Here is a 25,213-nt window from a genome sequence, read left to right as displayed (position 1 = left end):
GTGCTTTTGAAATAATTAAAAATAATTAATATTTATATTTTAATAACTAATAGTTATATTTAGAATTGCATGATATTTCTGTTTGATTGATTGTGTACAGTTTTAATCTTTAAGCTAAATGGTATGCATTGATTAAAGCTTACTTAATGTACGAGTCTGTACTAAGAGCGTGGCGTAGAGAGTGAGTCGGCCAAGGTGCTGAAACAAGGTGCCGAAAAGAAAATGGGTTGCAAAGACTCGTTGTAACGACTCTTTTCTTGTTGATGCCTGCCTTGCAAGAAGCGTGAGGTTAAGTTAATATTCAGGTAATGGGGATTTAGCAGCCTCCCCGCTTCAAGACGCAAAGCGTCCAAGGTCTGCTCTATAATCTTGGCTTTGTGCCAACGATAAAAGAGAGCTTATGGACGTTACCAATAAAAATTCACCATCAATTTCCACAACCCCGGCACCAGTTTCTTTCGCTCAAGCATTTGCATACTGGCTAAAGTTAGGTTTTATTAGCTTTGGCGGCCCTGCTGGTCAAATCTCTATCATGCATCACGACTTGGTCGAAAAGAAGCGCTGGATATCCGAGACGCGATTCTTACACGCACTAAACTATTGTATGGTGTTGCCAGGCCCAGAGGCGCAACAGTTGGCAACCTATATTGGCTGGTTAATGCACCGCACTTGGGGTGGTATTGTTGCTGGCGTATTGTTTGTGTTGCCCTCATTCTTTATCCTGACTGCGCTCGCATGGATATATATGGCTTATGGGTCGTTACCGGCGGTCGCGGGTGCACTGTATGGAATTAAACCTGCCGTTGTTGCCATCGTTCTACTTGCCGCCTATCGTATCGGGTCAAGAGCATTAAAAAATCAGGTGATGTGGGCGATTGCTGCATTAGCCTTTATTGCTATTTTTGTATTAAACCTGCCATTCCCACTTATTGTGGCGGTCGCTGCTTTGATAGGCCATGTTGGTGGACGCATGATTCCGCAATACTTCAAAGTCGGTGGTGGGCATGGCGCATCTAAAAAAGATTATGGCGCAGCCCTCATTGACGACGATACGCCAACACCAGAGCATGCAAAATTCAGCTTAGCAAAAATGGCACGTATTGCAGGTGTTGGCATTGGCATTTGGCTGATGGTCATGTCGGTATTGATTGGGCTTTATGGGTGGGATGCTGCGTTTACCCAAATGGCTTGGTTTTTTACTAAAGCAGCATTGCTGACATTTGGCGGGGCTTATGCGGTGTTGCCATATGTGTATCAGGGCGCTGTGGAGCACTATCACTGGCTTACCCCAACTCAAATGATTGATGGGCTTGCATTGGGTGAAACAACACCTGGACCGCTGATTATGGTGGTGACTTTTGTGGGCTTTGTTGGGGGCTGGGTTTCTCAGGTGTTTGGGCCTGATGCCATTTCTGCATCCGCTGTTGTGGCAGCATCTATCGTCACGTTTTTTACATTCCTGCCAAGTTTTATCTTTATTTTCATGGGCGCACCATTTATTGAAACTACGCATGGCAATTTAAAGTTCACTGCACCATTGAGCGCGATTACGGCAGCAGTGGTAGGGGTGATTCTAAATTTAGCATTGTTCTTTGCATATCATGTATTTTGGTCCACTGGGTTAGCCGGCACAATCGATTGGTTTTCTATTGTGCTGACTGGGTTGGCGATGCTTGCTGTATTCCGCTTAAAAATGAATGTTATTTCCGTGATATTGGCATGCGGCGCTTTGGGGATGTTATTTAAATTATTTGTCTAAATATATGAAGGAAAAACAGTGTCCACACGTAGAGAATTTTTACAAAATAGTGCCGCTATTGTTGGTGGTCTAGCATTGGCGAGCAATGTTGCACAAGCCCGAGATAACATCCGAGTTGCGCCTTATCAAGACAAGCTTACAGATAGCTCAGGTAAATATGTGTTATCACCTTTACCCTATGCTTATGATGCGTTAGAGCCTGTGATTGATGCCCGTACGGTGGAGTTGCATTATCACTTTCATCACAAGCCAGCAGTTGCAACTGCGAACAAGGCAGAAGATGGATTAGCATTAGCCCGTGAGAGTGGTGATTTTTCTTTGGTAAAACATTATGAGAAAGAGTTGGCATTTGCTCTGTCTAGCCACATTTTACATACGATTTACTGGACCAATCTATCCGCTAAGGGCGGTAGCCCAACAGGTGAACTACTGAAGGCTATCGAAGATAACTTCAAGTCTTTTGATAAGTTCAAGGCGCAGATGTCAGCCGCAACGATCAGTGTTGAAGGCGCTGGTTGGGGTATATTGGGCTACCTGCCAGCAAGCGGAAAGTTGATGATATTGCAATGCGAAAACCACCAAAAACTGACTGCTTGGGGCGTAGTCCCCATTTTAGTACTGGATGTATGGGAGCATGCCTATTACCTCAAGTATCAGAATCGTCGGGCTGAATATATAAACAGCTTATTCAGCATTATTAATTGGGGAAATGTTACAGCCAGATTTGATGCAGCCATACGTTAGGAGTTAAGTGATGAAATGGGTTACACGTGAACGTCCAAAAATTGACCGTATTGCTTGCCCTTGGCTGATAGCAAAGTTCATAGACAAAGCACCTGAGTTTTTATATGTACCTAGCAGCGATGTGCTTAAAGTTGCAGAAGTAACAGGAGCGACTCCTTATGACATCCCCAATGTTGAGTTTTCCCATGTTGGTGAACTTTGCAGCTTTGATGCCTTCCTCAAGAAGTACAATCTGAATGACCCTGCATTGCTACAACTTGCAGCGATTGTACGAGGGGCTGACACTTCTAATCTTGACCTTACACCTCAATCAGCAGGGTTGTATGCAATTTCTCTAGGTTTATCGAAAAGCTACTCGGATGACCATGAGATGCTTAAGTATGGGATGGTTATGTATGATGCTTTGTATGCGTGGTGTAAAGATTGTCAACAAGAGTCTCACAATTGGCCACCGACCAGTTAGACTTGATTATTATCATTGCAAGGTAGGCTATGTATGTCTTGGATTGTTACTAATACTTACTAACGGCTGGTGTCGTTGTTCTCGTGTCAGAGGTAGCAAAACGTAGTGACAAGCTTGGAGGATTTGTAGCAGCGCTGCCACTAGTCACGACTCTAACGCTCATCTGGTTGTTTGTTGAGCAACAGCCGCAGGAAAAGATTGCTAATCATGCTTGGTATCAGAATTTACATAAAAAACATCACCTGCCAACTACAATAAACGTTTGCTTAAGCACAAATGACACATTTCTTTCATATTTCTAACATATCACTTTAATATTTTGAAACTAAACTGATGACAAGTTAAATGTATTAAGTAAAGCGAGGTGTGTCATGAGTAGACTGTTGTGGAATATGCTGATTGAGTGCTTAAACTGGGGCTTAGTGGCTATATTGATAGGGTTCTATATCACTGGCATTTTTGCTTAGCGGTCACTGTCTATCAGCGTGACTGATTGTTTTGTTGGATAACCCGATTATTTTGATGTTTTTGTATTTTCACAGCTGTTAGCAAGCCATTTTCCATTCACATTGGCTTGCTCATTCACTGGGGTGTTCTGGATAGACCCGCTAAAATGCGTCACGCCAGAAAAGGTTTCGGCATTTGTAAAACTTCCTTCTGCAGTGCCATTGCCATTTAGTTCGGTGTTCGCACATGTAAATGCCATATGATAGTAATTACCATTCTGTGTCACTTTCTTAACGGAGCATCCAGCCTGATTTTGAACAGCGCCAGGTAGTATTTTTTGTTGAGCCATCTCTTGAGTAATGCAGGTTGTGGATTTTGCCGCACCATTGTTAATTTCCGGCACATCGAAGCCATACTCTTTGGCTAACGCATTTAAGCTATTCATTTGCTCTGCTGGAATCTGTGACGCAAAATTTAAAAGGTCAGAGGTCGTGGTGACTTCCCATAGCCCTGGTTTGATTGAAATGTCTGCGGCGTTTACATGGGCTGCAAAAGACATAGAGGTTAAACTAAGTACAAATAAACAACGACGCATTTAATATCCTATATAAGCAAGTTTTACTATCAGTAAGTTTTACAGTACTGAGAAAGCTTTATCACTACTTAGTTCAGCGTGCCTATCAATCATCTGATTGTATTTGCGCAAGGTGACACAACCAACCTATTAATTTCGGTTCAACTTTTCGATGGCTTGGAAAGGTTATTGCCATGAAGGTGCTGCCATGAGGGCGAGTGGGTATTAGCGTGTGAGGCATTCTTTCAGTCGCGCCTCAAACGCATCAATCGGCAGAGGTCTACCAAATAAGTAGCCTTGATAGCAATAGCAGCCATTATCCAATAGAAGTTGCCTTTGCTCCTCTGTCTCCACCCCTTCGGCGATGACATTCAGGTTTAAGGTATGCGTCATTGCAATAATGGTGCGCACAATCGCTTGGTCGCTTATATTGTTGGTAATTTCATGCACAAAAGACTGGTCAATTTTTAATTGATCAATCGGCAGGCGCTTCAAGTATTGTAAAGATGAATAGCCAGTTCCAAAGTCATCTAAGGAAAACTTGATACCAATCTTTTGCAGAGCATGCATGGTGGCAATCGTTTTATCCAACTCATTCACCAGCATACTTTCGGTGAGTTCTAATTTCAGTAACATAGGGTCGATAGCATTTTTCTTCACAGCCGAGGCTACCTGCGCGACAAAGTTATCTTGCAGAAACTGTTGGGCACTGACATTGACTGATAGCGTTAAATGCTTAGTTTTCGCTGATTTCTTCCATACTTTCAGCTGGGCACAAGCGCTATCTAACACCCATTTTCCTATAGGAACGATCAGCCCAGTTTCTTCTGCGATTGGTATAAATTCATAAGGCGATACCATGCCTCGCTTTGGGTGTTGCCAGCGGATTAAGACCTCTGCACCCAAGGGTGTGCCAGCAGTATCAACCTGAATCTGGTAATACAATACGAACTGCTTAGCGGTGATCGCCTGATTAAGTTCGCGTTCAAGCGTGACATAAGCCGTAAGCCTTTCCTGCATTTGCGGGTCATAGAAGCAGATGCTGTTGTTACCATTGCGCTTCGCTTGGTTGATTGCGATATCTACTTGTTTTAGCAACTCTTCCGTATCTTTATCCAACTCGTTGAATAAGCAGATTCCCACACTTATCGAGTTTTGGTACGAGTGTGTTTGTAGCTGAAACGGCAGGTTAAGCTTTTGTTGAATTTTTCTAACAATACGCTCAACCTGTGCCGCGGATTCAACAGCCTTAGTGCTTAGATTTTCCAGCACCACAATAAACTCATCGCTCCCAATACGGGATACTGTGTCACCTTCACGGATGCAGGATATTAATCTTTTAGACACCTCTTGCAACAATACATCGCCTACTTTATGCCCCAGTGTGTCGTTGATTGATTTGAAGTTATCAAGGTCAATAAAAAGTAGCGCTCCATGCTGGCCGCTGCGGTTGCTGGCACTTAATGCATGTTTCAGTCTATCAATCAATAAGCGTCTGTTTGGTAGGTTCGTTAGTACATCATAGTTTGCAAGATGATGAATCACTTCCTGAGATTTTGTTTGTTCGGTGATATCCATACCCACAGATAAAAGAATAGCTTCACCTTTGATGTCATCCTGAAGGCAGGTATGTCCCCAAGATATATTTCGCGATGTTTGGTCTGATGCAATTAATACGGTTTTATGGGCGTAACTATATAGCTTGCTGCTTGCAACCTCGGTTAATTTACCTTTTAGTGCTGAAAACTCACTTTTCGGTAAATCACTGTACATGAGGTCGCCTGTATTTTTCCCTGTCAGCGTCACTCCAAACTGGTTAATTGATAAAATACGTCCATCTATGCTGGTTGTGGCAATAATGGCTTCAGCTTGATTCAGTAGCTTAGTAGCAAAGTCTTTTTCCTTTGAAACTTCGTTAAAAAGATTGTTCAGTGAAAGGTTCTTTTCAATAACTTCGTGTTCTAGTGATTCGAGCTTATAAGATAAATCGATAGCAGACTGATCCAGTATGTCGACTTCATCTTTTAAGCGGTGAGGGTGTAGTTTTATGTTGGAGCGTAACGCTTGAAATGCTCCTTGCCCTAAGAGCGGAATGGAGGATGCAATTCTGCGCAAGCGTTTTAGTGGAATGCTCAGCAGCACATAAAGTAATGCGAGTATCAGCACCGCCGCAACCATTGCGAATATCATCACCTGTTTGCTGTTCTTTTCTACCACCGCCAAATCATCTGCAATATTCTCGATTACAATCAATTGCATGTTGCCAGTCCAATGTGGAGTATCAAGCTTAACTAAACTGATTTCATATACATTGTCTGCGTCAGAGTAACGTACAGGTTTTTTCGATAGCGCTGAGAATGAGTAAACGTTTGCAACCTGTGTAATGAGTGGAATCAAAAGCTCTGGGCTGGACGCTGCCGCAACACGCATTCCCCATAGGGGATTTTGAATGTTGCTTGAGTCCGATGCAAAAACAATCGCCAAATCGGCATTAGATGTTTTTTTAAATGATAAAACAGCATCCGCCAGCGATGCCCCAATTGAAAATGCGCCGGCAACTTCACCTTTTTGCAATATTGGGGCAAATGCATAAATGCTGCACGTATCGGCACATTCAATTAATCCATTTGAAACTTCTTTATTTAAAATGGTTTCCCAGTTTTTTTTCCATGATTCCGATTGCCATGATCCTTGATGCGAGGATAAGTTGTTATGTACTTCGTCACCCCATGTAGCTATCACATGGCCATCAGGCGCATAGAGCTTGGCGTTATCAACGCCCATGTCTATTTGGAAACTTGACCAGAAACTTTCAAAATAACGGTAAAAAGCTGGGCTGTCATATTTCATGAGCCCATGATTCATATTGATAAAAGTTGGTAGCGTGGCAGCCAACTGCCGAACCCGCTCAACATTCATGCTAATTAAGCCATTAATTTGCTTAGCATGCTTGATTTGCGCTTCTTTTCGAGTCTGCTCAAATTGAAGTAGGAGTTGGTGTTGAAAGTAATATGAGCTGGCAATACTAAGGATTGCAGAAACGCTAAACAGAATAAGCAGTAGTTTCCAGCGTAAACTGAGAAAGCGCATATGATGAGTCACTTGAGTCTGCACAGTATATCAAAACCGCCAAGAACCCATCAACATCAGCATATCCCACTTACGTTCCATGGCGCGTGGATTTGTGTTGTCCAGCGTTGATAGCCATCCCGTTCCATCAATGTGATGCCACTCTCCCCTCACCATAAACGTAGGTGTTACATCATAACGTAGGCCAAGCATCCAGTCTTTTGCAAAGAACGTATGTGCAGGCAAGCCTGTTGCGGCCGAGAGCTTTTTACCATCGCGATCACTTTTGTTATTAAAGCTAGCATCATAGCGGGCCACTGCTTGCAAAGAAGGAGTCAGTTGATAACTACCCTGAACATAATACCCCTCAATCACATTGCTAAAGTTTGGTGCAAAATTTCTTGTAATGGATGACTTCATTTGTGAATACTCTGCTGTCAGCTCCCATTTTTCATTACTGTACTGTGCAGAAATAATTTTTGGATCTAAGTGCTCAAACAAATTTGGGTCAGCCTCATGCGACCTTGCGTTATATTTAAGATCTAAATTCGCAGCACTAAAGGCCAGTCGTAAGCGGTCATCCGGTGTAATGTACATGATACGTATTAAGCGAGAAGGTTTGTCAGACTCCATCTTTCCCGGTTCGTCTTTTCTGAGAAATGTCGCCTCACTACCTCTATCTACGTTGGCATTACCTACTACCATATCAATATTGATGGCGCCTAAACTGCCCTCGCGATTAAGATAGATGCCCACCCCATCAGATGAAAGTGCAAGGCTACGTGCTTTATCAAAGTAAATAGATTGAGGCAATATAATGCTAGGGCGTGTAAATGCAACGTCACGCGTAGGCGTATAAAGACCAAACGGATTCTTGACGCGTCCTAACCTGACGCCGAACTGAGTGGTTTCACTCGCATATGCTGTGTAATCCACTAAAGCGTAATCCAGTAATAAACCTTTTTCGTTGACATTCCCTGCGTCTAATTGAATGACCTGTGAAGAAAACTGCAAATCGGGTCTGGGTCTATATGAAGCGTTGATGCCGATTTCACGGAAGTTGAAACTGATGCTATTAGAGCTATCTCCATAAAAATTATTATCTGTCGTGGACACGATGCCTTGGGTCGCAAAACCGTGAATTTGTACTTTGCCGTTATCAAACTCTAAGGCTCGTAGAGGGGCTGAGCATATGGCGCCTAATATAAGCACTATCCAAATAGCGTAGATTCGTAACATATCAGCGCACCTCAACCATACGTATTTTGATACCATCAATTTTAGCCTTTGGTAGGTAGCCAATCGCCCCTGGGGTGTTGGCAATATTGGTCATCATTTGATCTATATTGGCCACTTCGCGAGGCGCTTGTCCAGTGCCGGAATAAACCTGACGGTCCCAAGCAGAACGGAGTTTATAGGGAAAGGTCTCTAAAATTTCTTTTGCAAAAATGAGGTGGTGTGCGCTTCTGTCAGGTAGTACAAACACAACAACTGGGCTGCCATCAGGCCATTGTCTTGCTTTCATGCTGAATATTTGACGGGAAAAACTGCGTGAGATATGGTTGTCTGCAATATTCTGATTAACAGCTAAAACGATATCCTCGTCACTTGCCGCAACGCTACCGTTAATCAATAACAAAATAGATAAGATAGGAGCTTTATTAAAGATCATTGCTGATTTTAAGCGCGCATATGATGCTTCTAGCTCTTAACTAACACTAGGGTTTTGATTTTGATAAACATAATCGAAATTAACCTTGTTATTATTTTGCAAGTCTTCTATAAGTTTAATATATCCGATACTGATATATTTTGTCTATCAATATCATGACAATTCATGTCGGGAAATTGAGATAATGATGATATCTAATCATTAGTATGAGTAAAAACCTATAGCAACACAGTCCACTATAACTGATTATTTTCACTAAATACTACATTGTTTCGAGAGGACTCTTTAGCTTGATACATGGCCCCGTCAGCTATTTTAATGAGTGCCTCTTTGCTCGTATTGTTTTCCCCTGAAAATAATACAACACCTATGCTGGCTGTGCAGTGATGCACTGCGATGGTTTCCTTGTTTTCATCATTGATTACTTTGATGTAATAAGGCTCAGATAAGCTTGAACGAATTTTTTCAGCAACTATTGCTGCTTGAGATTTTGCTTTTACTTGGTTTGAACTGATTTTTGTAATAATCGCGACAAACTCATCGCCTCCCATGCGAGCCACCGTGTCCATTTCACGCACGCAATTTTTTAAACGATTGGATACTTCAATCAATAATTGGTCGCCGGCTTCATGTCCCAGCGTATCATTCAGCGGTTTAAAGTTATCTAAATCTAAGTAAATCAATGCGCTGTATAGATGGCTACGCTTACTTGCCATCAGTATTTGGTCCATACGGTCTAGTAATAGTCTGCGATTGGGTAGGTCCGTTAGCATGTCATGTAGCGCAAGCTGTTGAATTTTTTCTTCCATTTTCTTACGTTCTGTAATGTCAATGAACGTGGCAATAGCACCTACCATCACTCCTTCTTCAAAAATAGGACGAGACCAATATTCAACGCTGATGGCTTGGCCATCCTTACGCCAAAATACTTCATCAGCACAATGAATCTCTATATTATTTTTATAAGCAGAATAAACCTTACACGTATCAGCTGGGTAGTCACTGCCATCAATGTGCGAATGGTGAATCAGTGTGTGTATGTGCTTGCCGATAATTTCATCGGCATGCTGAAAGCCAAGGATTGTCAGGAACGAGTTGTTCACAAACGTGCAATTTCCGTCAACATCAACGCCGTAGGCGCCTTCTGCCATTGACTGTAGTAGGTTGTTTAGCTGCTCATTTGATTTTTTAAGTGCTGACTGTACTTGTTTCTTTTCTGTAATGTCTACTTTTAGCGCGACGTAATGAGTTGTCTTGCCACTATCATCAAGCACTGGTGAGATGTAAGCTTCTTCGTAATAAATTTCACCATTTTTACGTTTGTTAATAAACTCACCAGTCCAGTTTTGGCCTAGCGCCAGTTTAGACCACATGTCATCATAAACTGATTTATCGGTGAGCCCTGATTGTAAAATTCTAGGGTTCTTCCCAATCACTTCATCTGGGTTGTAACCAGCCTCTTTTGTAAAGGTTGGGTTTACATATTCGATTTTAGACTCAAGATTGGTAATCGCAACAGAGGTAGGGCTTTGCTCAATGGCTGTGGATAATAGGCGTAGTTTAAGTTCATTATTCTTGCGCGCCGTAATGTCATGAGCAATTCCAAAGATGCCAATTAGGTGACCATTGCTATCAATCAAAGGTGCTTTTTTTGTTTCAAACAGGCCATGGTAACCTCCGTCAGCAAAGGTAAGCCATTCTTCATTGACGGTAGTTTTGCCAGCTATCATGGCTTTACGGTCATGATCTCGGAAAAAATCAGCGAGATCCTTATCAACAAAGTCATAATCAGTTTTGCCGATAATATTGGCTTCTGTCGTACCAAAAAAGCGCTCAACCATGGTGTTGCAAGAAATATACACACCGTTTATATCTTTTAGCCAGATGAGGTCTGGAATAGTCTTTAATAAAATTGATAAGTGAGCTTCTCTTTTCTCCAGAGCTTCCAATAGGTTGTTAAAGCTCTCAATCAGTTCGCCAATTTCATTGTGCGTTTCAATCGGTAATGGTTTGTGCGAGCCGCCTGATTTTGATAGTGCAGTTAATTTTTTCACTGTGGCGAACATTGGTGCAAGTTCACGCCTTAACATCCACCAAGTTAAACCTGCCGCAATAAAGGTAATGAAAGTTGCAATCAAAAAGATATGCACTTTTAGTTTTCTAATGGCAGAAAAAGCTTCATGCGTAGGTAATCCGGCAACAATGAACCAATCAGAGATGGGTACTCTTTTCGATGTGATCAGTACTTCCACACCTAATGGGTTAATTGAGATATCGGTTTCATCAAAGCCTGCTACATGTCGATCAGTCAGTGCATTAGCGCCATGTTGGGGTAGTGGCTGCATAATACGGCGCTTATCGGTACCTGTAATCACCAATCTGTTTTTAGCATCTTCCAGCAGTAAGTATCCAGATTTGCCATAATTGTTTTGGAAAATCTTATCTAAGAAATTTGGCTTTCCTAGTGTGGTCACGCCAAGAATAGCGCCTATTGTTTTACCGTCTTTGTTTTTAATCGGGACCACGACATTAAATAGTGGCTCTTTGATTACAGTGCCAATCACAGGTTTGGATATGCTGGACTCTCCTCTTTTCAGAGCAGCTACAACAAACGCTCTCTTAATGTAGCTAACGCCAATTCTATCAACTGACAAAGGGACTGAGGCAATAGCGATACCATTTGCATCAAGGATGAATGCGCCAGCATTGAAGTTGCTTTCAATTGCTACCTGGTTTTCTAATAATGTTTGAAGTTCGGTTTGGTTGCTTAGTGATTTTTGAGCGGCTATTTCAGCAATTTTATTTAAAAGTGCTACGCGACTACTCAATTCTTCGTTAATCTGGCTTGCTAATAAAGACGCAACAGACGACTGCTGATAACCCAGCTCTTTTTCCAAATCTTCATATAGTTTTTGTATATTTAGAAACGAAAGTAGCCATATGCCAATCACAAAAATTGTGATGGTAAATAATGTGACCCTAGTCTTAATAGAGCGAAGGTGAAGAATGCTAAGGCTGGACATGATGAGTTTTTTTATTTTACTTCTTTAGCCATACTACACCTATCAAATATGAATCTAAAGAACAAATCAACCTAAATCCTATAAATAATAGGGGTTTAATTGATATGTGTTCGTAAATTGGCTTTATGTGACTTAAATGTGACATTTTTGTGAATTTTATTTTGATTTTTCTGAGTTGGTGTTAGCGCCAATCTAGCTATCCATCACTTACATTAAGACAAATCTATTTAATAGGGGGCTTGACATAGTTAGCCAGCTAATTATAATGTTCCTAATTATGCTAGAACTTAAAGATTTACCCACGACAGGCGTGCTCCATAAATTTGCTGAACGATATCCCGATGCGGATATCACAGCAGTGTCGAGCTTTTTGCATTTGCTGCGCGTTGCAACCGACTTGTCCATCGCATTGGATACTTGTTTAAGTAAGCATGGTTTGTTGCAGGGGCGCTGGTGGGTGCTTATTTTGCTGATGCGTGAGGATTCTTACACCTCAACACCATCGGTGCTTGCAAATAAAGCTGGTGTCACGCGCGCCACGATGACGGGCTTAATCGATGGTTTAGAGCAAGGCGGTTTGGTCGAGCGTGTATTTACAAAAAGTGATAGGCGCAGTGTGTTGATTCACCTCACTGACGCAGGACAAGCCAAGCTGGATGCTGTGATGCCAGATTACTACCAAAGATTGAGGCTGTGTATGAAAGGTCTCAATGAAGCGCAACGCATCCAATTAGAACAGATGTTAGATTTAATTAATCTAGGCATCCCAGAATTAACCAAGCAAAAGTAATTTATTTGATAATCAGGAGTCATCATGAGCAATATTCAGCAACAAATCAGTGAAATCAATCAAAATTTCGACCATGCATTTAATACCAAAAACTCAGCAGCTATTAGTGCCTTATACGACGCAAGTGCAGTGGTGATGCCAGCGCCAGCAGGTGAGCCGGTGGTGGGTGCTGCGGCAGTTCAATCATTTTTCCAAGGGCTTATTGATGCTGGGGTGATTGAGCATCAGCTAACCTTGCTTGATGCCGTTGAAGATGGCAATCTCGCTTACCAGCGTGGTAAGTGGGCAGGTGCGATGCTTAATGAGCAAGGCGAAAAACAAACCTTTGGTGGTAACGTGCATTTGGTTTATCGCAAACAAACTGAGGGTGGCTGGAAAGCAGTCACGCATATTTGGAACTAAGCAGTTCGCGGAAGTAAACGATTAAGCCATCGAAAATATAAGGCGTAGAAAATATATGGAAAATAGTACAAAAAACACCATTAGTGCATTTGTTGCGCTGATCGTACTCACCATTATTTGGGGCTACAACTGGGTAGTGATGAAAAGTGCCCTGCAATATGCAGGCCCATTTCAATTTGCTGCCTTACGCGTCTTTTTAGGTGCAATTGTATTATTTGTTGTGATCTATGCCACCAAACGACCCTTGGGTCTTAAAGAGTTTCCTACCATGCTGGTATTGGGTTTGTTGCAGACGGTTGGCTTTACAGGCTTATTGGTTTGGGCATTGGTAGAGGGTGGCGCGGGTAAAACTGCCGTACTTACTTACACTATGCCATTTTGGGTGATGCTGTTTGCTTGGCCGATGCTGGGCGAGAAAGTGCAAGGCTGGCAGTGGCTAGCAGTGATCTCTGCTGTGTTCGGCATGCTGCTGATCTTTGACCCTTTGCATATCAAAGCAGATGGCTTCAGTATGTTCTTGGCAATCGTCTCAGGTGTGTCTTGGGCGCTGTCTGCCATTATTTCTAAAAAACTACATCGACGTAGCCCGCATCTGGATTTATTAAATCTGACGGCTTGGCCTATGTTGCTAGGTTCTATTCCGATGGTTGTTGTTGCGTTTATCGTACCTGCTACCCCCATTCAATGGACAGGCTACTTTATCGGCGCTGTATTGTTTAATGTGTTTTTGAGTGGTGCATTGGCTTGGTTATTATGGCTGTATGCCTTGCAGATATTACCTGCTGGTGTGGCCAGCATGGCGTCCATGCTGGCACCAGTGATTGGTGTGCTGGCGGCGTGGGTGCAGTTAAATGAAGTGCCCAATCGTATGGAGTTGATTGGCATGGTATTAATCGCATTATCGTTAGTGATTATTTCTTTTGTCAGCATTAAAAAACACGCCCCTGTTGATCCCGCAATTGGGCAAGAGTAGGGTTGAGTGAATAGAATCTAGGGGTTTAGCACATACAAGCTGTTGACCTTCACTTTTCCCTCATCTAAAAGCCTGTAATTTGGGTAAACGCATGTGATAAAATCTGTCTTATTTAGTTGGAAATTAGGATCTAAACATGGCAGGTCACAGTAAGTGGGCAAATATTCAACACCGCAAAGGTCGCCAAGACGCAAAACGCGGTAAGATTTTTACTAAAATCATCAAAGAAATCACGGTATCAGCACGTCTAGGTGGCGGTGATCCTAATATGAACCCACGGCTACGTGCGGCCGTTGCCTTGGCAAAAGAAGAAAACATGCCATCGGATAACATTACACGTGCGATTAAAAAAGGGACGGGTGAGTTAGAGGGCGTTAGCTACGAAGAAATCCGCTACGAAGGTTACGGTATCAATGGTGCCGCCATCATTATCGATTGCTTAACTGATAATAAACAACGCGCGGTGATGGATGTGCGTCATGCTTTGAGCAAACACGGCGGTAATTTAGGTACCGATGGTTCTGTTGCTTTTATGTTTAAGCACTGCGGCAGCTTGGTGTATGAGCCAGGCACCTCCGAAGATAAGGTGATGGAAGTCGCACTGGAAGCTGGCGCTGAAGATGTGGTAACTAACGATGATGGCAGTATTGAGGTGATTACACCACCAGCTGATTTTGTGGCCATTAAAGAAGCACTTGAGGCCGCGGGTCTCAAGGCGGTGATGGGTGAAGTGACAATGAAACCTGATGCTGAAGTTGTCTTTACCGGTGACGATGCGGTAAAAATGCAGAAAATTCTGGATGCACTGGAAGACTTAGATGATGTGCAAGATGTTTACACATCTGCTGTGATTGAAGAATAAATCTGCATGACTAAAACAACTGGTGGCAGGCTTTGAGCGTTACCCGAATTCTCGGTATCGACCCAGGCTTGCGCCTGACAGGCTTTGGCGTGATTGAAAAAGTAGGTGAGAAAATCACTTACATTGCCAGCGGCACCATCAAAACCGCCAGTGCTAAAAAAAGCAAGGTAGAGGGTGACCCAGAACGTGAAGAGTTGCCAGCACGGCTTAAAATCATCTTAGACGGATTGTTCGAAGTTATCGATACTTATCAGCCTAATCAGGTGGCGATTGAAAAAGTGTTTGTGAACGTTAATCCGCAATCTACTTTGTTGCTTGGGCAGGCACGTGGTGCTGCCATTAGTGCTGCGGTGATTCGCAATTTAAGCGTTGCCGAATACACTGCGCTACAAGTGAAGCAGGCGGTTGTTGGTAATGGTCATGCGCAAAAAGAGCAAGTGCAAGAGATGGTGAAGCGCTTACTCAAGTTGCCCGCTGCACCAAAGCCTGACTCTGCTGATGCGCTTGCTTGTGCAATTTGCCACGCGCATGGCGGTCAGGGCTTGGGTTTGATGGCTACTGCCGGTTTCCGTGTACGAGGCGGTCGGTTGGTTGGGTGAGCACACTGGCATTACGGCCATTTTCAGCGACATTTACTAACGCTCCTTTCTCTGTTGTTCGATAAACAACAACTTCTCTTTCTCCCGAGCCGCTTAATTTTTTGGCTTAGCATGTTTAGTGATATGGTCGCTTGCCGTTAATATGGTTTGTCTCTGGATTAAAATGTCAGTCATCATTTCCAGAGATTAAATCTGCACTTGCTGAGATGTTCAGCCATGCGTTATTGTTTGTTATTATTTAGTTACGGAATGCCCTATGATTGGTCGATTAAGCGGTACCTTGTTAGAAAAAACACCACCTTTGGTTTTAATTGATTGCAATGGCGTGGGGTATGAGTGCGAAGTGCCCATGAGCACTTTTTACAATTTGCCAGCGATTGGTGAAAAAGTGGTCATGCTTACCCACTTTGTGGTGCGGGAAGATGCCCAGTTATTATATGGTTTTGGCACCACTCAAGAACGTGCCACATTTAGGCAGTTACTCAAAGTCAATGGAATTGGCGCTAAGTCTGCACTGTCTATTTTAAGCGGGCTGTCGATTGATGACTTGGTGCAAGCTGTGGCGCTACAAGAGCCAAGTATGCTGACACGCGTACCGGGCGTTGGTAAAAAAACAGCTGAGCGCTTGTTGTTAGAGTTAAAAGACAAGTTTACGATTGATGGTGTAGCCGCCATGAGTGAGCATCAACCGAAATCTGCTACTAGCGATGTGCTTAATGCTTTGTTGGCACTTGGCTATAACGAGCGCGAGGCAGTTGCTGCAGTGAAATTGTTGGATAAAGAAGTGAGTGTGACGGATGGGATTAAACAAGCATTAAAGTTACTTTCAAAGTAGTATGCGTGATGATGCAGGGGCGTGCTGTTCAAGTGCAAATATTGACTAGTGGATACTTGCCAAAATGCCCACTATATTTTTTGAGTATCCAACATGATTAATACAAACCAAATAGCCCGTATCACGTTGATATCGCTACTCATCGTAGGGTGTGCCTTCGTGCTTTATCCGTTTATGCCCGCGATGCTGTTTGCTGCGGTGATCTGTGTGTTTACTTGGCCGTTATACCAACATATATGGCGTTTATTAAGTAAGCGAGATACGCTTGCAGCTGTCACCATGACATTGTTACTGTTATTCGCACTCATCTTGCCAATGGCTTATTTGGCCGTAAACTTGGCGGACTCAGCCACGGTATTGCTTGATGAAGCACAATCAGCTTTACAGAGTTTGCAACCTACGGCACCAGATTGGCTAAAAAGTCTGCCAATCATCGGAGAGCAATTGGCTCAATCTTGGCAACGTGCCCTTGTTAGCCATGAAGAACTCATGCGCTTGCTAGATCACTATTCAGAACCAATCCGAGCATTTTTATTGCAAGCAGTGCAATTGTTCATGGGCGGATTTTTGCAATTGATACTCGTCGTGTTTATTGCTTTCTTTTTTTATAGAGATGGTGCGTATCTAGCCAATATCATCACAGCGATTGTACGTAGACTGGGCGGTGATTTCGGGCAAGAAATGTTAGCTTTGTCGTGCAGTACAGTAAAAGGCGTGATGCTGGGGGTTTTTGGTACGGCGCTGGCACAAGCCAGTGTTGCATTATTTGGGTTTTGGCTGGCGGGTGCGCCGATGCCGATGTTGTTGGCACTAGCTACCTTTTTCTTATCAGTGATTCCAGTCGGGCCGCCGTTAGTATGGGGTGGTGCTTCACTATGGCTGTTTAATCATGGTGATCAAGGGTGGGCAATCTTTTTACTGATTTATGGCCTACTTGTGATTAGCACCGTGGATAATATTATTAAGCCAATTTTAATTAGTCACACATCACGTTTGCCACTACTGCTTGTTGTATTGGGCGTATTGGGCGGAGTGCTGATGTTTGGTTTTATCGGCATTTTTTTAGGGCCAACATTATTAGCGGTTGGTTTAACACTCGTTTCACACTGGATAGCGTTGCAAAATAAGAGAGCAGATGAAGTAGTATGATAGAAACTGATCGTTTAATCGCCCCGGATGTTGTCAGCCCGCAGGAGGAAGCGCTAGAGCGCGCACTTCGCCCCAAGGTGCTGGATGAGTATATCGGGCAAGAAAAAGCGCGAGCGCAACTAGAAATATTTATCAATGCAGCACGTGGACGTAGCGAAGCGCTGGATCATGTATTGCTGTTCGGACCTCCAGGTTTAGGCAAAACAACACTGGCACATATTATTGCCAAAGAAATGGGCGTTAATATGCGTCAAACCTCTGGCCCTGTGCTGGAGCGTGCGGGTGACTTGGCTGCGCTGCTTACCAACCTAGAGCCAAACGATGTGCTGTTCATTGATGAAATACACAGGCTATCCCCGGTGGTAGAGGAGATTTTATATCCGGCAATGGAAGACTACCGCCTTGATATCATGATAGGCGAAGGCCCTGCTGCACGTAGCGTCAGATTAGATTTACCACCATTTACCTTGGTAGGTGCAACCACACGCGCCGGTATGCTCACCAATCCGCTGCGTGACCGCTTTGGCATCGTGTCGAGATTAGAGTTTTATACTTCTGAAGAGTTGGGTCGTATCGTACAGCGTTCCGCAGGCTTGCTTGATGTGGAAATGGTTGATACAGGCGCACTGGAAATTGCGAGACGCTCACGTGGTACGCCACGTATTGCTAACCGCTTATTGCGTCGTGTACGCGATTACGCTCAAGTCAAAGCGGATGGTAAAGTCAGTGCCAGTATTGCAGATGCTGCACTTCAAATGCTGGATGTCGATAAACTTGGCTTTGATGTAATGGATAGAAAATTACTGCTAGCCGTACTGGAGAAATTTGGTGGCGGGCCTGTAGGTTTGGATAACTTGGCTGCCGCGATTGGCGAAGAGCGCGACACAATTGAAGATGTACTGGAGCCGTATTTGATTCAGCAAGGCTTCTTAATGCGCACCCCGCGTGGTCGGGTGGCAACCAGTCAGTCGTATCAACATTTTGGTTTGCCAGTGCCGGGCGTTATCGCTAATGGTGAGTCTTGGCAGGAGTAGCAATGTCTTTAAGTAAGTTTAGTTGGCCTGTGCGTGTGTATTATGAAGACACTGATGCTGGCGGTGTCGTTTATCACTCTAATTATTTAAACTTCATGGAGCGCGCCAGAACCGAGTGGTTGCGTGCATTGGGATTTGAACAAACAACATTGAAAGATGGTCTCGGTATTATTATCGTTGTGCACAGCCTGTCTATTACCTTTAAAAAGCCAGCGTATTTTAATGACATGCTTGAAATCCACTGTGATATCGTTAAAATCGGTCACGGCAGTATTGAGCTGGCACAAACGATCATGCGTGATGGTGCATTGTTGATTAGTGCTCATGTGAAGGCTGCCTTTGTAAACGCCGCAACCTTTAAGCCTGTCGGGATTCCAGCGCACATAAAACAAGCCATGCTTGAAAAAAGTTAGGCTTGAAAAAGTTTAGCCATATTTAATTTGGCAGTATTTGGATTATTCAAAATCATGAGTAGTGCAGTTCATCATTGCAGTACGTCATAAAAAAGCAGTAGATAAAAAGTGGAGAAGTTATGAACGCAAGTAGTGATATGTCCTTTTTTAGCTTGATCGCGGGCGCAAGTTTGCCTGTGCAGCTCGTGATGCTGATTTTAATCATCACCTCATTATTTTCATGGTGGTATATCTTTATTAAAGTAGCTACCGTCAAGCGCGCAGAGCGTGACGCAGAAGATTTCGAGGATACTTTCTGGAGCGGTGGTGACCTTAATAAATTGTACGACGTGATTACTGCTAATCGTCGTAAGCCACAAGGTATGGCAAGTATCTTTGAAGCTGGGTTTAAAGAATACGCGCGTCATAAACAGCAAACGCGTATGGATGTTTCTGATGTGATGGAAGGCTCACGCCGTGCGATGCGCGCAGCTTTTAACCGAGAGATGGATGAGCTTGATGCACACTTACCATTTCTAGCCTCCGTTGGCTCAGTCAGTCCATATATTGGCTTGTTCGGCACCGTATGGGGCATTATGAACGCATTTAGAGGCTTGTCTAATGTCGCGCAAGCAACACTCACCCAAGTAGCACCAGGGATTGCTGAAGCGTTGGTGGCAACTGCAATTGGTTTGTTTGCGGCGATTCCGGCTGTGATTGCATACAACAGATTTGCAAGCTCAGTGGATAGACTTTCAGTGCGTTACGAAAGCTTCATGGAAGAGTTTACTAATATCCTACAACGTAAGTCTTAACATGATGAGTCACTTAGTTATTATGCTAAAACGGTTTTTAATAGGAGTTGCGCGATGAGCAGAACTCGTAAACGCCGCATGATGAATCAAATCAATGTTGTGCCGTATATCGACGTGACCTTGGTTTTGTTGGTTATTTTTATGGTGACAGCACCCATGACTAACCCGGGTGTGGTGGAGTTACCGGGTGCTGGTCAGGCCCTCAGTCAGCCAAAGTTGCCGCCAGTCGTTGTTACCGTTAAGAAAAACGGCAGCATAGAGCTGGATAGCAAAACCATGCAACGTGATGAGATGTTGGTCGCGGTACAAACCACATTAACAAAGTCACCTGAGCGTACAGTGGTGATCGCGGCTGATAAAAACGTTAAATATGAAGATGTGATTGGTGTGATGGATCTGCTCAAAACCAATAAGGTAGACAAAGTTGGCTTGTTACTTAAGCCAATCTAAAGTGTTTAGTTAATTTAACCTCTATGTTACGTCAGCGCGAAAATCCAGACTCATTTAAAGCCGGTATCTTATCGATTACTGTTCACACCATATTGTTGGGTGCCTTGTTGATTTCGTTTAATTGGAAAACAACGCACCCCGTCAGTATTGCAGAGGTTGAGCTGTGGGATAGTCTGCCAGTGGTCAATGTGCCTAAACAGCCCGAACCGGTGGTTACACCAGAACCTGTTGTAAAAGAAACGCCAAAGCCTGAACCCAAGCCAGAGCCGGTAATTGAACCTAAGCCCCAATTGAAAGCAGAGCCAAAACCAGAGCCTGAAATCGCAATTAAGCAAGAAGCACCAAAGAAGCCTGTTAAAAAAGATCCACCTAAAGAGCCGCCTAAAAAAATTGAAAAAGAAGACCCTTTGGCTAAGTTGCAAAAACAACTGATGCAAGATGCCTTAGAAAAGCCTAACAAACCGCCGGTCAATGATGTGTTAAAAAAACTGCAGCAAGAAAGCTTAAGTGATGAAAAAGCATTGGGAGAGCAAAAGAGCAGTGCGGCAAAAGCTGGCGTAGTGGATGAGTTTAAAGCGAAAATACAGGCCAAGATACGTAATAACGTGAATAAATCCCTATGCGGTGATGGCAACCTCGAATTAAAATTTGATATTGCACTGTTGCCTACCGGGGAGTTGGGGGCATCTCCTAAACTCACGAAGTCTAGCGGCAATCCGACATGTGACGAAGCGGTTGAGCGAGCTATTCGAGTGTCAGAACCGTTACCGTTGCCTGAAGATAAAACATTATTCTCACAGTTCCGTACATTAAAGCTGACCTTTCGTCCAAATGACCATTAATACTTAATGGCTAAAATGTAAGCAAGTGTAAATGCTCTGGCATCTATTACAGATTACAGTAAAATTTGATGAACTTTTTAAGACCTCACTGACCATACGCTATATGAAAAAATTGCTTAATTTATTTCAGGCAACGTTGTTGTCTGCAGCCGCAATGATGACATCTGCCATGATGCCATCTATTAGTCACGCCGCATTGGAAATTGAAATTAGCGGCGGTAATGCGCAACAATTGCCTATCGCAATTGTGCCGTTTAATCAGGATAACGTTAAAAACCAAGAAAACCTCGCTAATATTATTAGCGCAGATTTGCGCCGTAGCGGTATGTTTAGGGTGTTGGAAACCGCAGGCGTTGCGAGTAAGCCTAGTGCTATTTCTCAGGTTAAATACAGTGATTGGGCCGCGCTGCAGGCACAGGCGATTGCTGTTGGTAAAATAGAAACCTTGCCTGGTAACCGCCTTAAGGTGAGTTTTCAATTAGGAGATGTGCTCAAACAGACCCAGTTAGCTGGCATGGATTACAACATCGCACCAAATCAATTGCGCATGACTGCACATAAAATAGCTGATGTCATTTATCAAAAGCTTACGGGTGAGTCAGCAATCTTTGCTAGTCGCATTGCTTACATCAATAAATCTAAAGGTCGCTATGCATTGCAAGTGGCGGATGCGGATGGTGTAAACCCACAAACCGTTGTTTCTTCCAATGAGCCGATTATTTCGCCTGCATGGTCGCCAGATGGTAGCAAAATCGCATACGTCTCATTTGAAAAGAAAAAACCGATTATTTTTGTGCAATCACTGATGACAGGTCAGCGCATGACGCTGGCGAGCTTCAAGGGTAATAACAGTGCGCCTGCATGGTCGCCAGATGGCAGTAAGCTCGCCATAGTGTTAACCCATGCTGCCAACTCACAGCTGTATCTGATTAACGCTGACGGCAGTGGTTTGAAGCAGTTGACTAAGAGCAGCGCAATTGATACAGAGCCGGTCTGGTCGCCAGATGCTAGGTGGATATACTTTAGCTCTGATCGAGGCGGTAGTCCGCAAATTTACAAAGTATCATCGATTGGCGGTGATGCACAGCGCGTCACCTTTGATGGTCCTTACAACTTAAGCCCACGTTTTTCGCCAGATGGTAAGTCGCTAGCGATGATTAGAAACGATGGCGGGAAATTCCGCGTCGCTTTACAAAATCTAACGACAGGGCAGGTACAGATCGTTAGCGAAGGCTCTCAAGATGAGTCTCCAAGTTTTGCACCTAATGGGCGTGTGGTACTATACGCCACTAGAACAGCAGGTCGCGGCTCGCTTGCAGCGGTGTCTGCAGATGGTCGCGTGAGGCAGCGTCTGAGTGAGTCAGGCGGCGATATTCGCGAGCCAGCATGGGGCCCGCTACTGAATTAATGTTATGCAATATAGAAAGTTTGTTTTTACTAAAGGAGAAGGTAATGAATAAGGGAATGTTTAATAAAAAAGTTTTAGGTGCTTTAGTGCTGGCAGCAATGTTATCTGCTTGTAAAAGTACACCAATGACAGATAAACCTGCAGGCGTGCAAGATAAAAGCCCAGCTGGTTCATCACAATCTGCTAACGGTTCAGCAGATACTTCTGGTGTTAAAGAAGTTGTGATTGATAGCAATGCTAACAATGGTAATAACCCACTTAAAGATCCAAGCAACATTTTGTCAAAAAGAAATATCTATTTTGACTTTGATAGCGACACAGTACGTGCAGAATTCCGCCCGTTAATCGAAGCGCATGCTAAATACTTGCTTGCTAACAGTAATGCTAAATTAGTATTGCAAGGTAATGCTGATGAGCGCGGTACACGTGAGTACAACGTTTCATTGGGTCAACGTCGTGCAGTATCAGTTAAAAAATCATTTAACTTGTTAGGTGTTCAAGACAAACAAATCGAAACAGTGAGCTTTGGTGAAGAAAAAGCATCAGCAAATTGTGCTGATGAAGCTTGCCATCAATTGAACCGCCGTGTTGATGTTGTTTACGAAAACGACTAATTCTTAGTTACTAATTTTAAAATTACTAAGTTTAAAAATGATGAAAAACCTGATTCTGTCTAGCGTGTTTTTAGCAACGCAATTATTTTCCTTGAGCGGCCACTCGGCATTGTTTGATGACGATGAGGCGCGAAAGAAAATATTGGAAGTTGAGAAAAACTTGCAAAGCCAGAATCAGGCTACGCAATCTGCGCTCCGTGATTTAAAACAATCAAATGAGCAGCGCGATACCGTCACAAGAAATGGTTTGGCTGATATGCAATCGCAGCTAGATGCATTAAAGCAAGAGAATGCAAGGTTGAAAGGCGAGCTAGAAGTCGCTAATCATAAAGTTGAAACCGCACTTCAACGCCAAAAAGATTTATATACAGATATCGATGAGCGCTTACGTAAGCTAGAGTCTGCTCCGGTCGCTGAGGTCGCAGCGCCACCAGCTGTTGCTGAAAAAAATACACAGGAATACCAGTTGCTTGAATTAGCAAACGGCTTGTCAAAAGAATCCAAGCATAAAGATGCTTTTAAAGAGTATGACAAGTTCTTAAAAGACTACCCTGGTAGTAGTCTTGCACCTGAGGCGATGTATGGTTTGGGTTACTCGCAATTTGCTTTGAAGAATTACAAGTCATCTATTGCAACGCAGCAAAAGCTGATGGATACCTACCCGGATAACCCAAAAGTACCTGATGCGATGTTCAATTTGGCAAATAGCCAGATTCAACTCGGATTAGTGCCAGGTGCTAAAAAAACATTGCGTGATTTAGTTGCTAAATTTCCAAACAGTGAGTTGACGCCAACCGCACAAAAACGTCTAAAAGCATTAGAGGCGATTAGATAAGTATTTAAAATAGGTAAGTAACCTAAAAAGTTGTTTGTTCACCTATATTTAGGCAAATAAAGCTTTTAAGTTAAAATAGCGCCAATCTCTGTATTGGCGCTATTTTTTTGCGTTATTAATTGTTAGTGTGCAAAGTATTAGATGAAACTTAAAATCCACGAAATTTTTTACTCGCTGCAAGGTGAGTCCTCGCGTGTGGGCTTGCCTACCGTATTTGTGCGCCTTACTGGGTGTCCAATGCGTTGCGTGTATTGTGATACTGCCTATGCTTTTAGCGGCGGTAGTAATATGGAAATCGATGACATTCTCACTAAAGTTGCTGAGTTTGGCACGCCATATGTCACAGTGACTGGTGGTGAGCCGCTGGCGCAAAAAGATTGTCATGTATTGCTCAAGGCGCTATGCGATCAAGGCTACAGTGTTTCTTTAGAAACTGGCGGTGCTATTGATATTGGGCCCGTTGACGCTCGTGTGTCAGTCATCTTAGATATTAAAACACCAGATTCAGGTGAGCTTAAAAATAATTTGTGGACCAACCTCGCACATCTTAAAAAGACCGATGAGGTGAAGTTCGTGTTATGCAGCCGCGCTGATTATGATTGGGCTAAAGACTTCTTGATGAAAGAGCGGCTAACCGATAAATGCCCAGTATTATTTTCACCAGTCTATAGTCAAGTAGTGCCATCAGACTTGGCTGATTGGGTATTGGCAGATAAGCTTCCTGTGCGTATGCAGTTGCAGTTGCACAAGATATTATGGGGCGAGGTGCCTGGAAAATGACAAAGAAAGCTGTTGTACTCCTGTCAGGCGGGTTGGATTCAGCCACAGTGCTAGCTTATGCTCGAAATCAAGGTTTCGATTGTTACTGTTTAAGTTTGGACTACCATCAACGTCATATTGCTGAATTATATGCAGCTAAAAATATCGCGAAAGTGATGGGCGCCTCTGCACATAAGACTGCGCAGTTAGATTTGTCCCTATTTGGCGGGTCGGCGCTGACTGATGATGCGATTGCTGTGCCAGAAAGTGCGACAGAAGGCATTCCTATTACCTATGTGCCAGCGCGCAATACGATTATGTTATCCCTAGCGCTGGCTTGGGCTGAGGTGTTGCAGGCGCAGGATATTTTTATTGGCGTGAATGCTTTAGATTATTCAGGTTATCCAGATTGCCGTGGCGAGTACGTTAAAGCGTTTCAGGATATGGCTAATCTAGCCACTAAAAGTGCGGTAGAGGGTAAAACCATTACTATTCATGCCCCTTTAATTGATATGACTAAGGCACAAATCGTTAAACTAGGCACAACGTTAGGTGTAGATTACGCCATGACGGTTTCATGCTATCAGGCTGATAGTGAAGGTGAGGCCTGTGGTTTGTGTGACTCGTGCCGCTTGCGTCGCGATGGCTTCTTAGCCGCAGGGTTAGCGGACCCTACACGTTATAAATTGCATCTATAAAGCCA

General features: G+C 43.4%; 25 protein-coding genes. 20 read left to right on the top strand and 5 right to left on the bottom strand.

The window, feature by feature from the left end; all coding sequences use genetic code 11:
• The first annotated feature begins 400 nt into the window (after positions 1–400).
• From chrA to FG24_RS02740, 3 genes are read left to right on the top strand one after another with little or no spacing between them, the layout of a single operon-like run.
• On the top strand, positions 401–1,759 hold the full coding sequence (gene chrA / locus FG24_RS02750) for a chromate efflux transporter (protein ID WP_036300744.1): 1,359 nt from the start codon (positions 401–403) through the stop codon (positions 1,757–1,759).
• 18 nt (positions 1,760–1,777) lie between these two features.
• On the top strand, positions 1,778–2,503 hold the full coding sequence (locus FG24_RS02745; RefSeq protein ID WP_036300741.1) for a superoxide dismutase: 726 nt from the start codon (positions 1,778–1,780) through the stop codon (positions 2,501–2,503).
• 10 nt (positions 2,504–2,513) lie between these two features.
• Positions 2,514–2,966, top strand: coding sequence for a chromate resistance protein ChrB domain-containing protein (locus FG24_RS02740; RefSeq protein WP_036300738.1), 453 nt, complete (start codon positions 2,514–2,516; stop codon positions 2,964–2,966).
• Positions 2,967–3,480: 514 nt separating this feature from the next.
• Here FG24_RS02740 and FG24_RS02735 read toward each other — a convergent pair.
• The 5 genes from FG24_RS02735 to FG24_RS12370 all read right to left on the bottom strand — a co-directional run bounded on the left by FG24_RS02735 (position 3,481) and on the right by FG24_RS12370 (position 11,751).
• Positions 3,481–4,008: a DUF3617 domain-containing protein gene (locus tag FG24_RS02735; RefSeq protein WP_036300736.1), complete on the bottom strand. Its 528-nt coding sequence runs from the start codon at positions 4,006–4,008 to the stop codon at positions 3,481–3,483.
• A 204-nt stretch (positions 4,009–4,212) separates the two neighbouring features.
• Entirely contained in the window at positions 4,213–7,077 is a 2,865-nt protein-coding gene (locus FG24_RS02730; RefSeq protein ID WP_235189711.1) for a bifunctional diguanylate cyclase/phosphodiesterase, read from the bottom strand.
• 30 nt (positions 7,078–7,107) lie between these two features.
• Positions 7,108–8,295, bottom strand: a complete 1,188-nt coding sequence (locus tag FG24_RS02725; RefSeq protein ID WP_051901401.1) for a hypothetical protein — start codon at positions 8,293–8,295, stop codon at positions 7,108–7,110.
• A gap of 1 nt (position 8,296) precedes the next feature.
• A complete protein-coding gene (locus FG24_RS02720; RefSeq protein WP_051901400.1) occupies positions 8,297–8,728 on the bottom strand; it encodes a hypothetical protein in 432 nt (143 codons plus the stop codon).
• A 236-nt stretch (positions 8,729–8,964) separates the two neighbouring features.
• Positions 8,965–11,751: a PAS domain S-box protein gene (locus FG24_RS12370; protein ID WP_051901399.1), complete on the bottom strand. Its 2,787-nt coding sequence runs from the start codon at positions 11,749–11,751 to the stop codon at positions 8,965–8,967.
• A 277-nt stretch (positions 11,752–12,028) separates the two neighbouring features.
• Here FG24_RS12370 and FG24_RS02710 point away from each other — a divergent pair, with 277 nt between their 5' ends.
• The 17 genes from FG24_RS02710 to queC all read left to right on the top strand — a co-directional run bounded on the left by FG24_RS02710 (position 12,029) and on the right by queC (position 25,208).
• Positions 12,029–12,541 carry a MarR family winged helix-turn-helix transcriptional regulator gene (locus FG24_RS02710; RefSeq protein WP_036303869.1) on the top strand — a complete coding sequence of 171 codons (513 nt, stop codon included), beginning with the start codon at positions 12,029–12,031 and terminating at the stop codon, positions 12,539–12,541.
• A 24-nt stretch (positions 12,542–12,565) separates the two neighbouring features.
• Positions 12,566–12,943, top strand: coding sequence for a YybH family protein (locus FG24_RS02705; protein WP_036300735.1), 378 nt, complete (start codon positions 12,566–12,568; stop codon positions 12,941–12,943).
• Positions 12,944–12,998: 55 nt separating this feature from the next.
• Entirely contained in the window at positions 12,999–13,916 is a 918-nt protein-coding gene (locus FG24_RS02700) for a DMT family transporter (protein WP_036300732.1), read from the top strand.
• A 136-nt stretch (positions 13,917–14,052) separates the two neighbouring features.
• The gene (locus tag FG24_RS02695) at positions 14,053–14,778 is read left to right on the top strand and encodes a YebC/PmpR family DNA-binding transcriptional regulator (RefSeq protein WP_036300730.1); all 726 of its coding nucleotides are present in this window, start codon (positions 14,053–14,055) and stop codon (positions 14,776–14,778) included.
• Positions 14,779–14,810: 32 nt separating this feature from the next.
• Positions 14,811–15,377: a crossover junction endodeoxyribonuclease RuvC gene (ruvC, locus tag FG24_RS02690; RefSeq protein ID WP_036300726.1), complete on the top strand. Its 567-nt coding sequence runs from the start codon at positions 14,811–14,813 to the stop codon at positions 15,375–15,377.
• A 256-nt stretch (positions 15,378–15,633) separates the two neighbouring features.
• Positions 15,634–16,212, top strand: a complete 579-nt coding sequence (gene ruvA, locus FG24_RS02685; protein ID WP_036300724.1) for a Holliday junction branch migration protein RuvA — start codon at positions 15,634–15,636, stop codon at positions 16,210–16,212.
• 93 nt (positions 16,213–16,305) lie between these two features.
• A complete protein-coding gene (locus FG24_RS02680; protein WP_036300722.1) occupies positions 16,306–17,361 on the top strand; it encodes an AI-2E family transporter in 1,056 nt (351 codons plus the stop codon).
• A complete protein-coding gene (ruvB, locus tag FG24_RS02675; protein ID WP_036300718.1) occupies positions 17,358–18,395 on the top strand; it encodes a Holliday junction branch migration DNA helicase RuvB in 1,038 nt (345 codons plus the stop codon). The genes FG24_RS02680 and ruvB overlap by 4 nt, the downstream gene beginning before the upstream one ends.
• A 2-nt stretch (positions 18,396–18,397) precedes the next feature.
• Positions 18,398–18,808, top strand: a complete 411-nt coding sequence (ybgC, locus tag FG24_RS02670) for a tol-pal system-associated acyl-CoA thioesterase (RefSeq protein WP_036300715.1) — start codon at positions 18,398–18,400, stop codon at positions 18,806–18,808.
• A gap of 119 nt (positions 18,809–18,927) precedes the next feature.
• Positions 18,928–19,602 (top strand): protein TolQ, encoded by a 675-nt coding sequence (gene tolQ, locus FG24_RS02665; protein WP_036300713.1) that lies wholly within the window; start codon positions 18,928–18,930, stop codon positions 19,600–19,602.
• A gap of 54 nt (positions 19,603–19,656) precedes the next feature.
• Complete coding sequence (locus FG24_RS02660) at positions 19,657–20,052, top strand: ExbD/TolR family protein (RefSeq protein WP_036300710.1); 396 nt, start codon at positions 19,657–19,659, stop codon at positions 20,050–20,052.
• Positions 20,053–20,075: 23 nt separating this feature from the next.
• Positions 20,076–20,894: a TonB C-terminal domain-containing protein gene (locus FG24_RS02655; protein ID WP_036300708.1), complete on the top strand. Its 819-nt coding sequence runs from the start codon at positions 20,076–20,078 to the stop codon at positions 20,892–20,894.
• 103 nt (positions 20,895–20,997) lie between these two features.
• Positions 20,998–22,302, top strand: a complete 1,305-nt coding sequence (tolB, locus tag FG24_RS02650) for a Tol-Pal system beta propeller repeat protein TolB (protein ID WP_036303867.1) — start codon at positions 20,998–21,000, stop codon at positions 22,300–22,302.
• Between the two features lie 44 nt (positions 22,303–22,346).
• The gene (locus FG24_RS02645) at positions 22,347–22,916 is read left to right on the top strand and encodes an OmpA family protein (protein ID WP_036300706.1); all 570 of its coding nucleotides are present in this window, start codon (positions 22,347–22,349) and stop codon (positions 22,914–22,916) included.
• 37 nt (positions 22,917–22,953) lie between these two features.
• Entirely contained in the window at positions 22,954–23,751 is a 798-nt protein-coding gene (locus FG24_RS02640; protein WP_081880923.1) for a YbgF trimerization domain-containing protein, read from the top strand.
• Positions 23,752–23,892: 141 nt separating this feature from the next.
• The gene (gene queE / locus FG24_RS02635; RefSeq protein ID WP_036300705.1) at positions 23,893–24,531 is read left to right on the top strand and encodes a 7-carboxy-7-deazaguanine synthase QueE; all 639 of its coding nucleotides are present in this window, start codon (positions 23,893–23,895) and stop codon (positions 24,529–24,531) included.
• Positions 24,528–25,208 carry a 7-cyano-7-deazaguanine synthase QueC gene (gene queC / locus FG24_RS02630; protein WP_036300702.1) on the top strand — a complete coding sequence of 227 codons (681 nt, stop codon included), beginning with the start codon at positions 24,528–24,530 and terminating at the stop codon, positions 25,206–25,208. Before queE ends, queC begins: the two co-directional genes overlap by 4 nt.
• Positions 25,209–25,213: the final 5 nt, after the last annotated feature.

This window comes from Methylotenera sp. L2L1 (genome assembly GCF_000744605.1).
Taxonomy (GTDB): domain Bacteria; phylum Pseudomonadota; class Gammaproteobacteria; order Burkholderiales; family Methylophilaceae; genus Methylotenera.
This window is presented reverse-complemented; position numbering and strand designations above follow the sequence as displayed.

Coding starts and splice junctions, on each gene's coding strand:
- chrA (WP_036300744.1), top strand. CDS start 401: ATGGACGTTACCAATAAAAATTCACCATCAATTTCCACAACCCCGGCA.
- FG24_RS02740 (WP_036300738.1), top strand. CDS start 2,514: ATGAAATGGGTTACACGTGAACGTCCAAAAATTGACCGTATTGCTTGC.
- FG24_RS02735 (WP_036300736.1), bottom strand. CDS start 4,008: ATGCGTCGTTGTTTATTTGTACTTAGTTTAACCTCTATGTCTTTTGCA.
- FG24_RS02730 (WP_235189711.1), bottom strand. CDS start 7,077: ATGCGCTTTCTCAGTTTACGCTGGAAACTACTGCTTATTCTGTTTAGC.
- FG24_RS02725 (WP_051901401.1), bottom strand. CDS start 8,295: ATGTTACGAATCTACGCTATTTGGATAGTGCTTATATTAGGCGCCATA.
- FG24_RS02720 (WP_051901400.1), bottom strand. CDS start 8,728: ATGATCTTTAATAAAGCTCCTATCTTATCTATTTTGTTATTGATTAAC.
- FG24_RS12370 (WP_051901399.1), bottom strand. CDS start 11,751: ATGTCCAGCCTTAGCATTCTTCACCTTCGCTCTATTAAGACTAGGGTC.
- FG24_RS02710 (WP_036303869.1), top strand. CDS start 12,029: ATGCTAGAACTTAAAGATTTACCCACGACAGGCGTGCTCCATAAATTT.
- FG24_RS02705 (WP_036300735.1), top strand. CDS start 12,566: ATGAGCAATATTCAGCAACAAATCAGTGAAATCAATCAAAATTTCGAC.
- FG24_RS02700 (WP_036300732.1), top strand. CDS start 12,999: ATGGAAAATAGTACAAAAAACACCATTAGTGCATTTGTTGCGCTGATC.
- FG24_RS02695 (WP_036300730.1), top strand. CDS start 14,053: ATGGCAGGTCACAGTAAGTGGGCAAATATTCAACACCGCAAAGGTCGC.
- ruvA (WP_036300724.1), top strand. CDS start 15,634: ATGATTGGTCGATTAAGCGGTACCTTGTTAGAAAAAACACCACCTTTG.
- FG24_RS02680 (WP_036300722.1), top strand. CDS start 16,306: ATGATTAATACAAACCAAATAGCCCGTATCACGTTGATATCGCTACTC.
- ruvB (WP_036300718.1), top strand. CDS start 17,358: ATGATAGAAACTGATCGTTTAATCGCCCCGGATGTTGTCAGCCCGCAG.
- ybgC (WP_036300715.1), top strand. CDS start 18,398: ATGTCTTTAAGTAAGTTTAGTTGGCCTGTGCGTGTGTATTATGAAGAC.
- tolQ (WP_036300713.1), top strand. CDS start 18,928: ATGAACGCAAGTAGTGATATGTCCTTTTTTAGCTTGATCGCGGGCGCA.
- FG24_RS02660 (WP_036300710.1), top strand. CDS start 19,657: ATGAGCAGAACTCGTAAACGCCGCATGATGAATCAAATCAATGTTGTG.
- FG24_RS02655 (WP_036300708.1), top strand. CDS start 20,076: ATGTTACGTCAGCGCGAAAATCCAGACTCATTTAAAGCCGGTATCTTA.
- tolB (WP_036303867.1), top strand. CDS start 20,998: ATGAAAAAATTGCTTAATTTATTTCAGGCAACGTTGTTGTCTGCAGCC.
- FG24_RS02645 (WP_036300706.1), top strand. CDS start 22,347: ATGAATAAGGGAATGTTTAATAAAAAAGTTTTAGGTGCTTTAGTGCTG.
- FG24_RS02640 (WP_081880923.1), top strand. CDS start 22,954: ATGATGAAAAACCTGATTCTGTCTAGCGTGTTTTTAGCAACGCAATTA.
- queE (WP_036300705.1), top strand. CDS start 23,893: ATGAAACTTAAAATCCACGAAATTTTTTACTCGCTGCAAGGTGAGTCC.
- queC (WP_036300702.1), top strand. CDS start 24,528: ATGACAAAGAAAGCTGTTGTACTCCTGTCAGGCGGGTTGGATTCAGCC.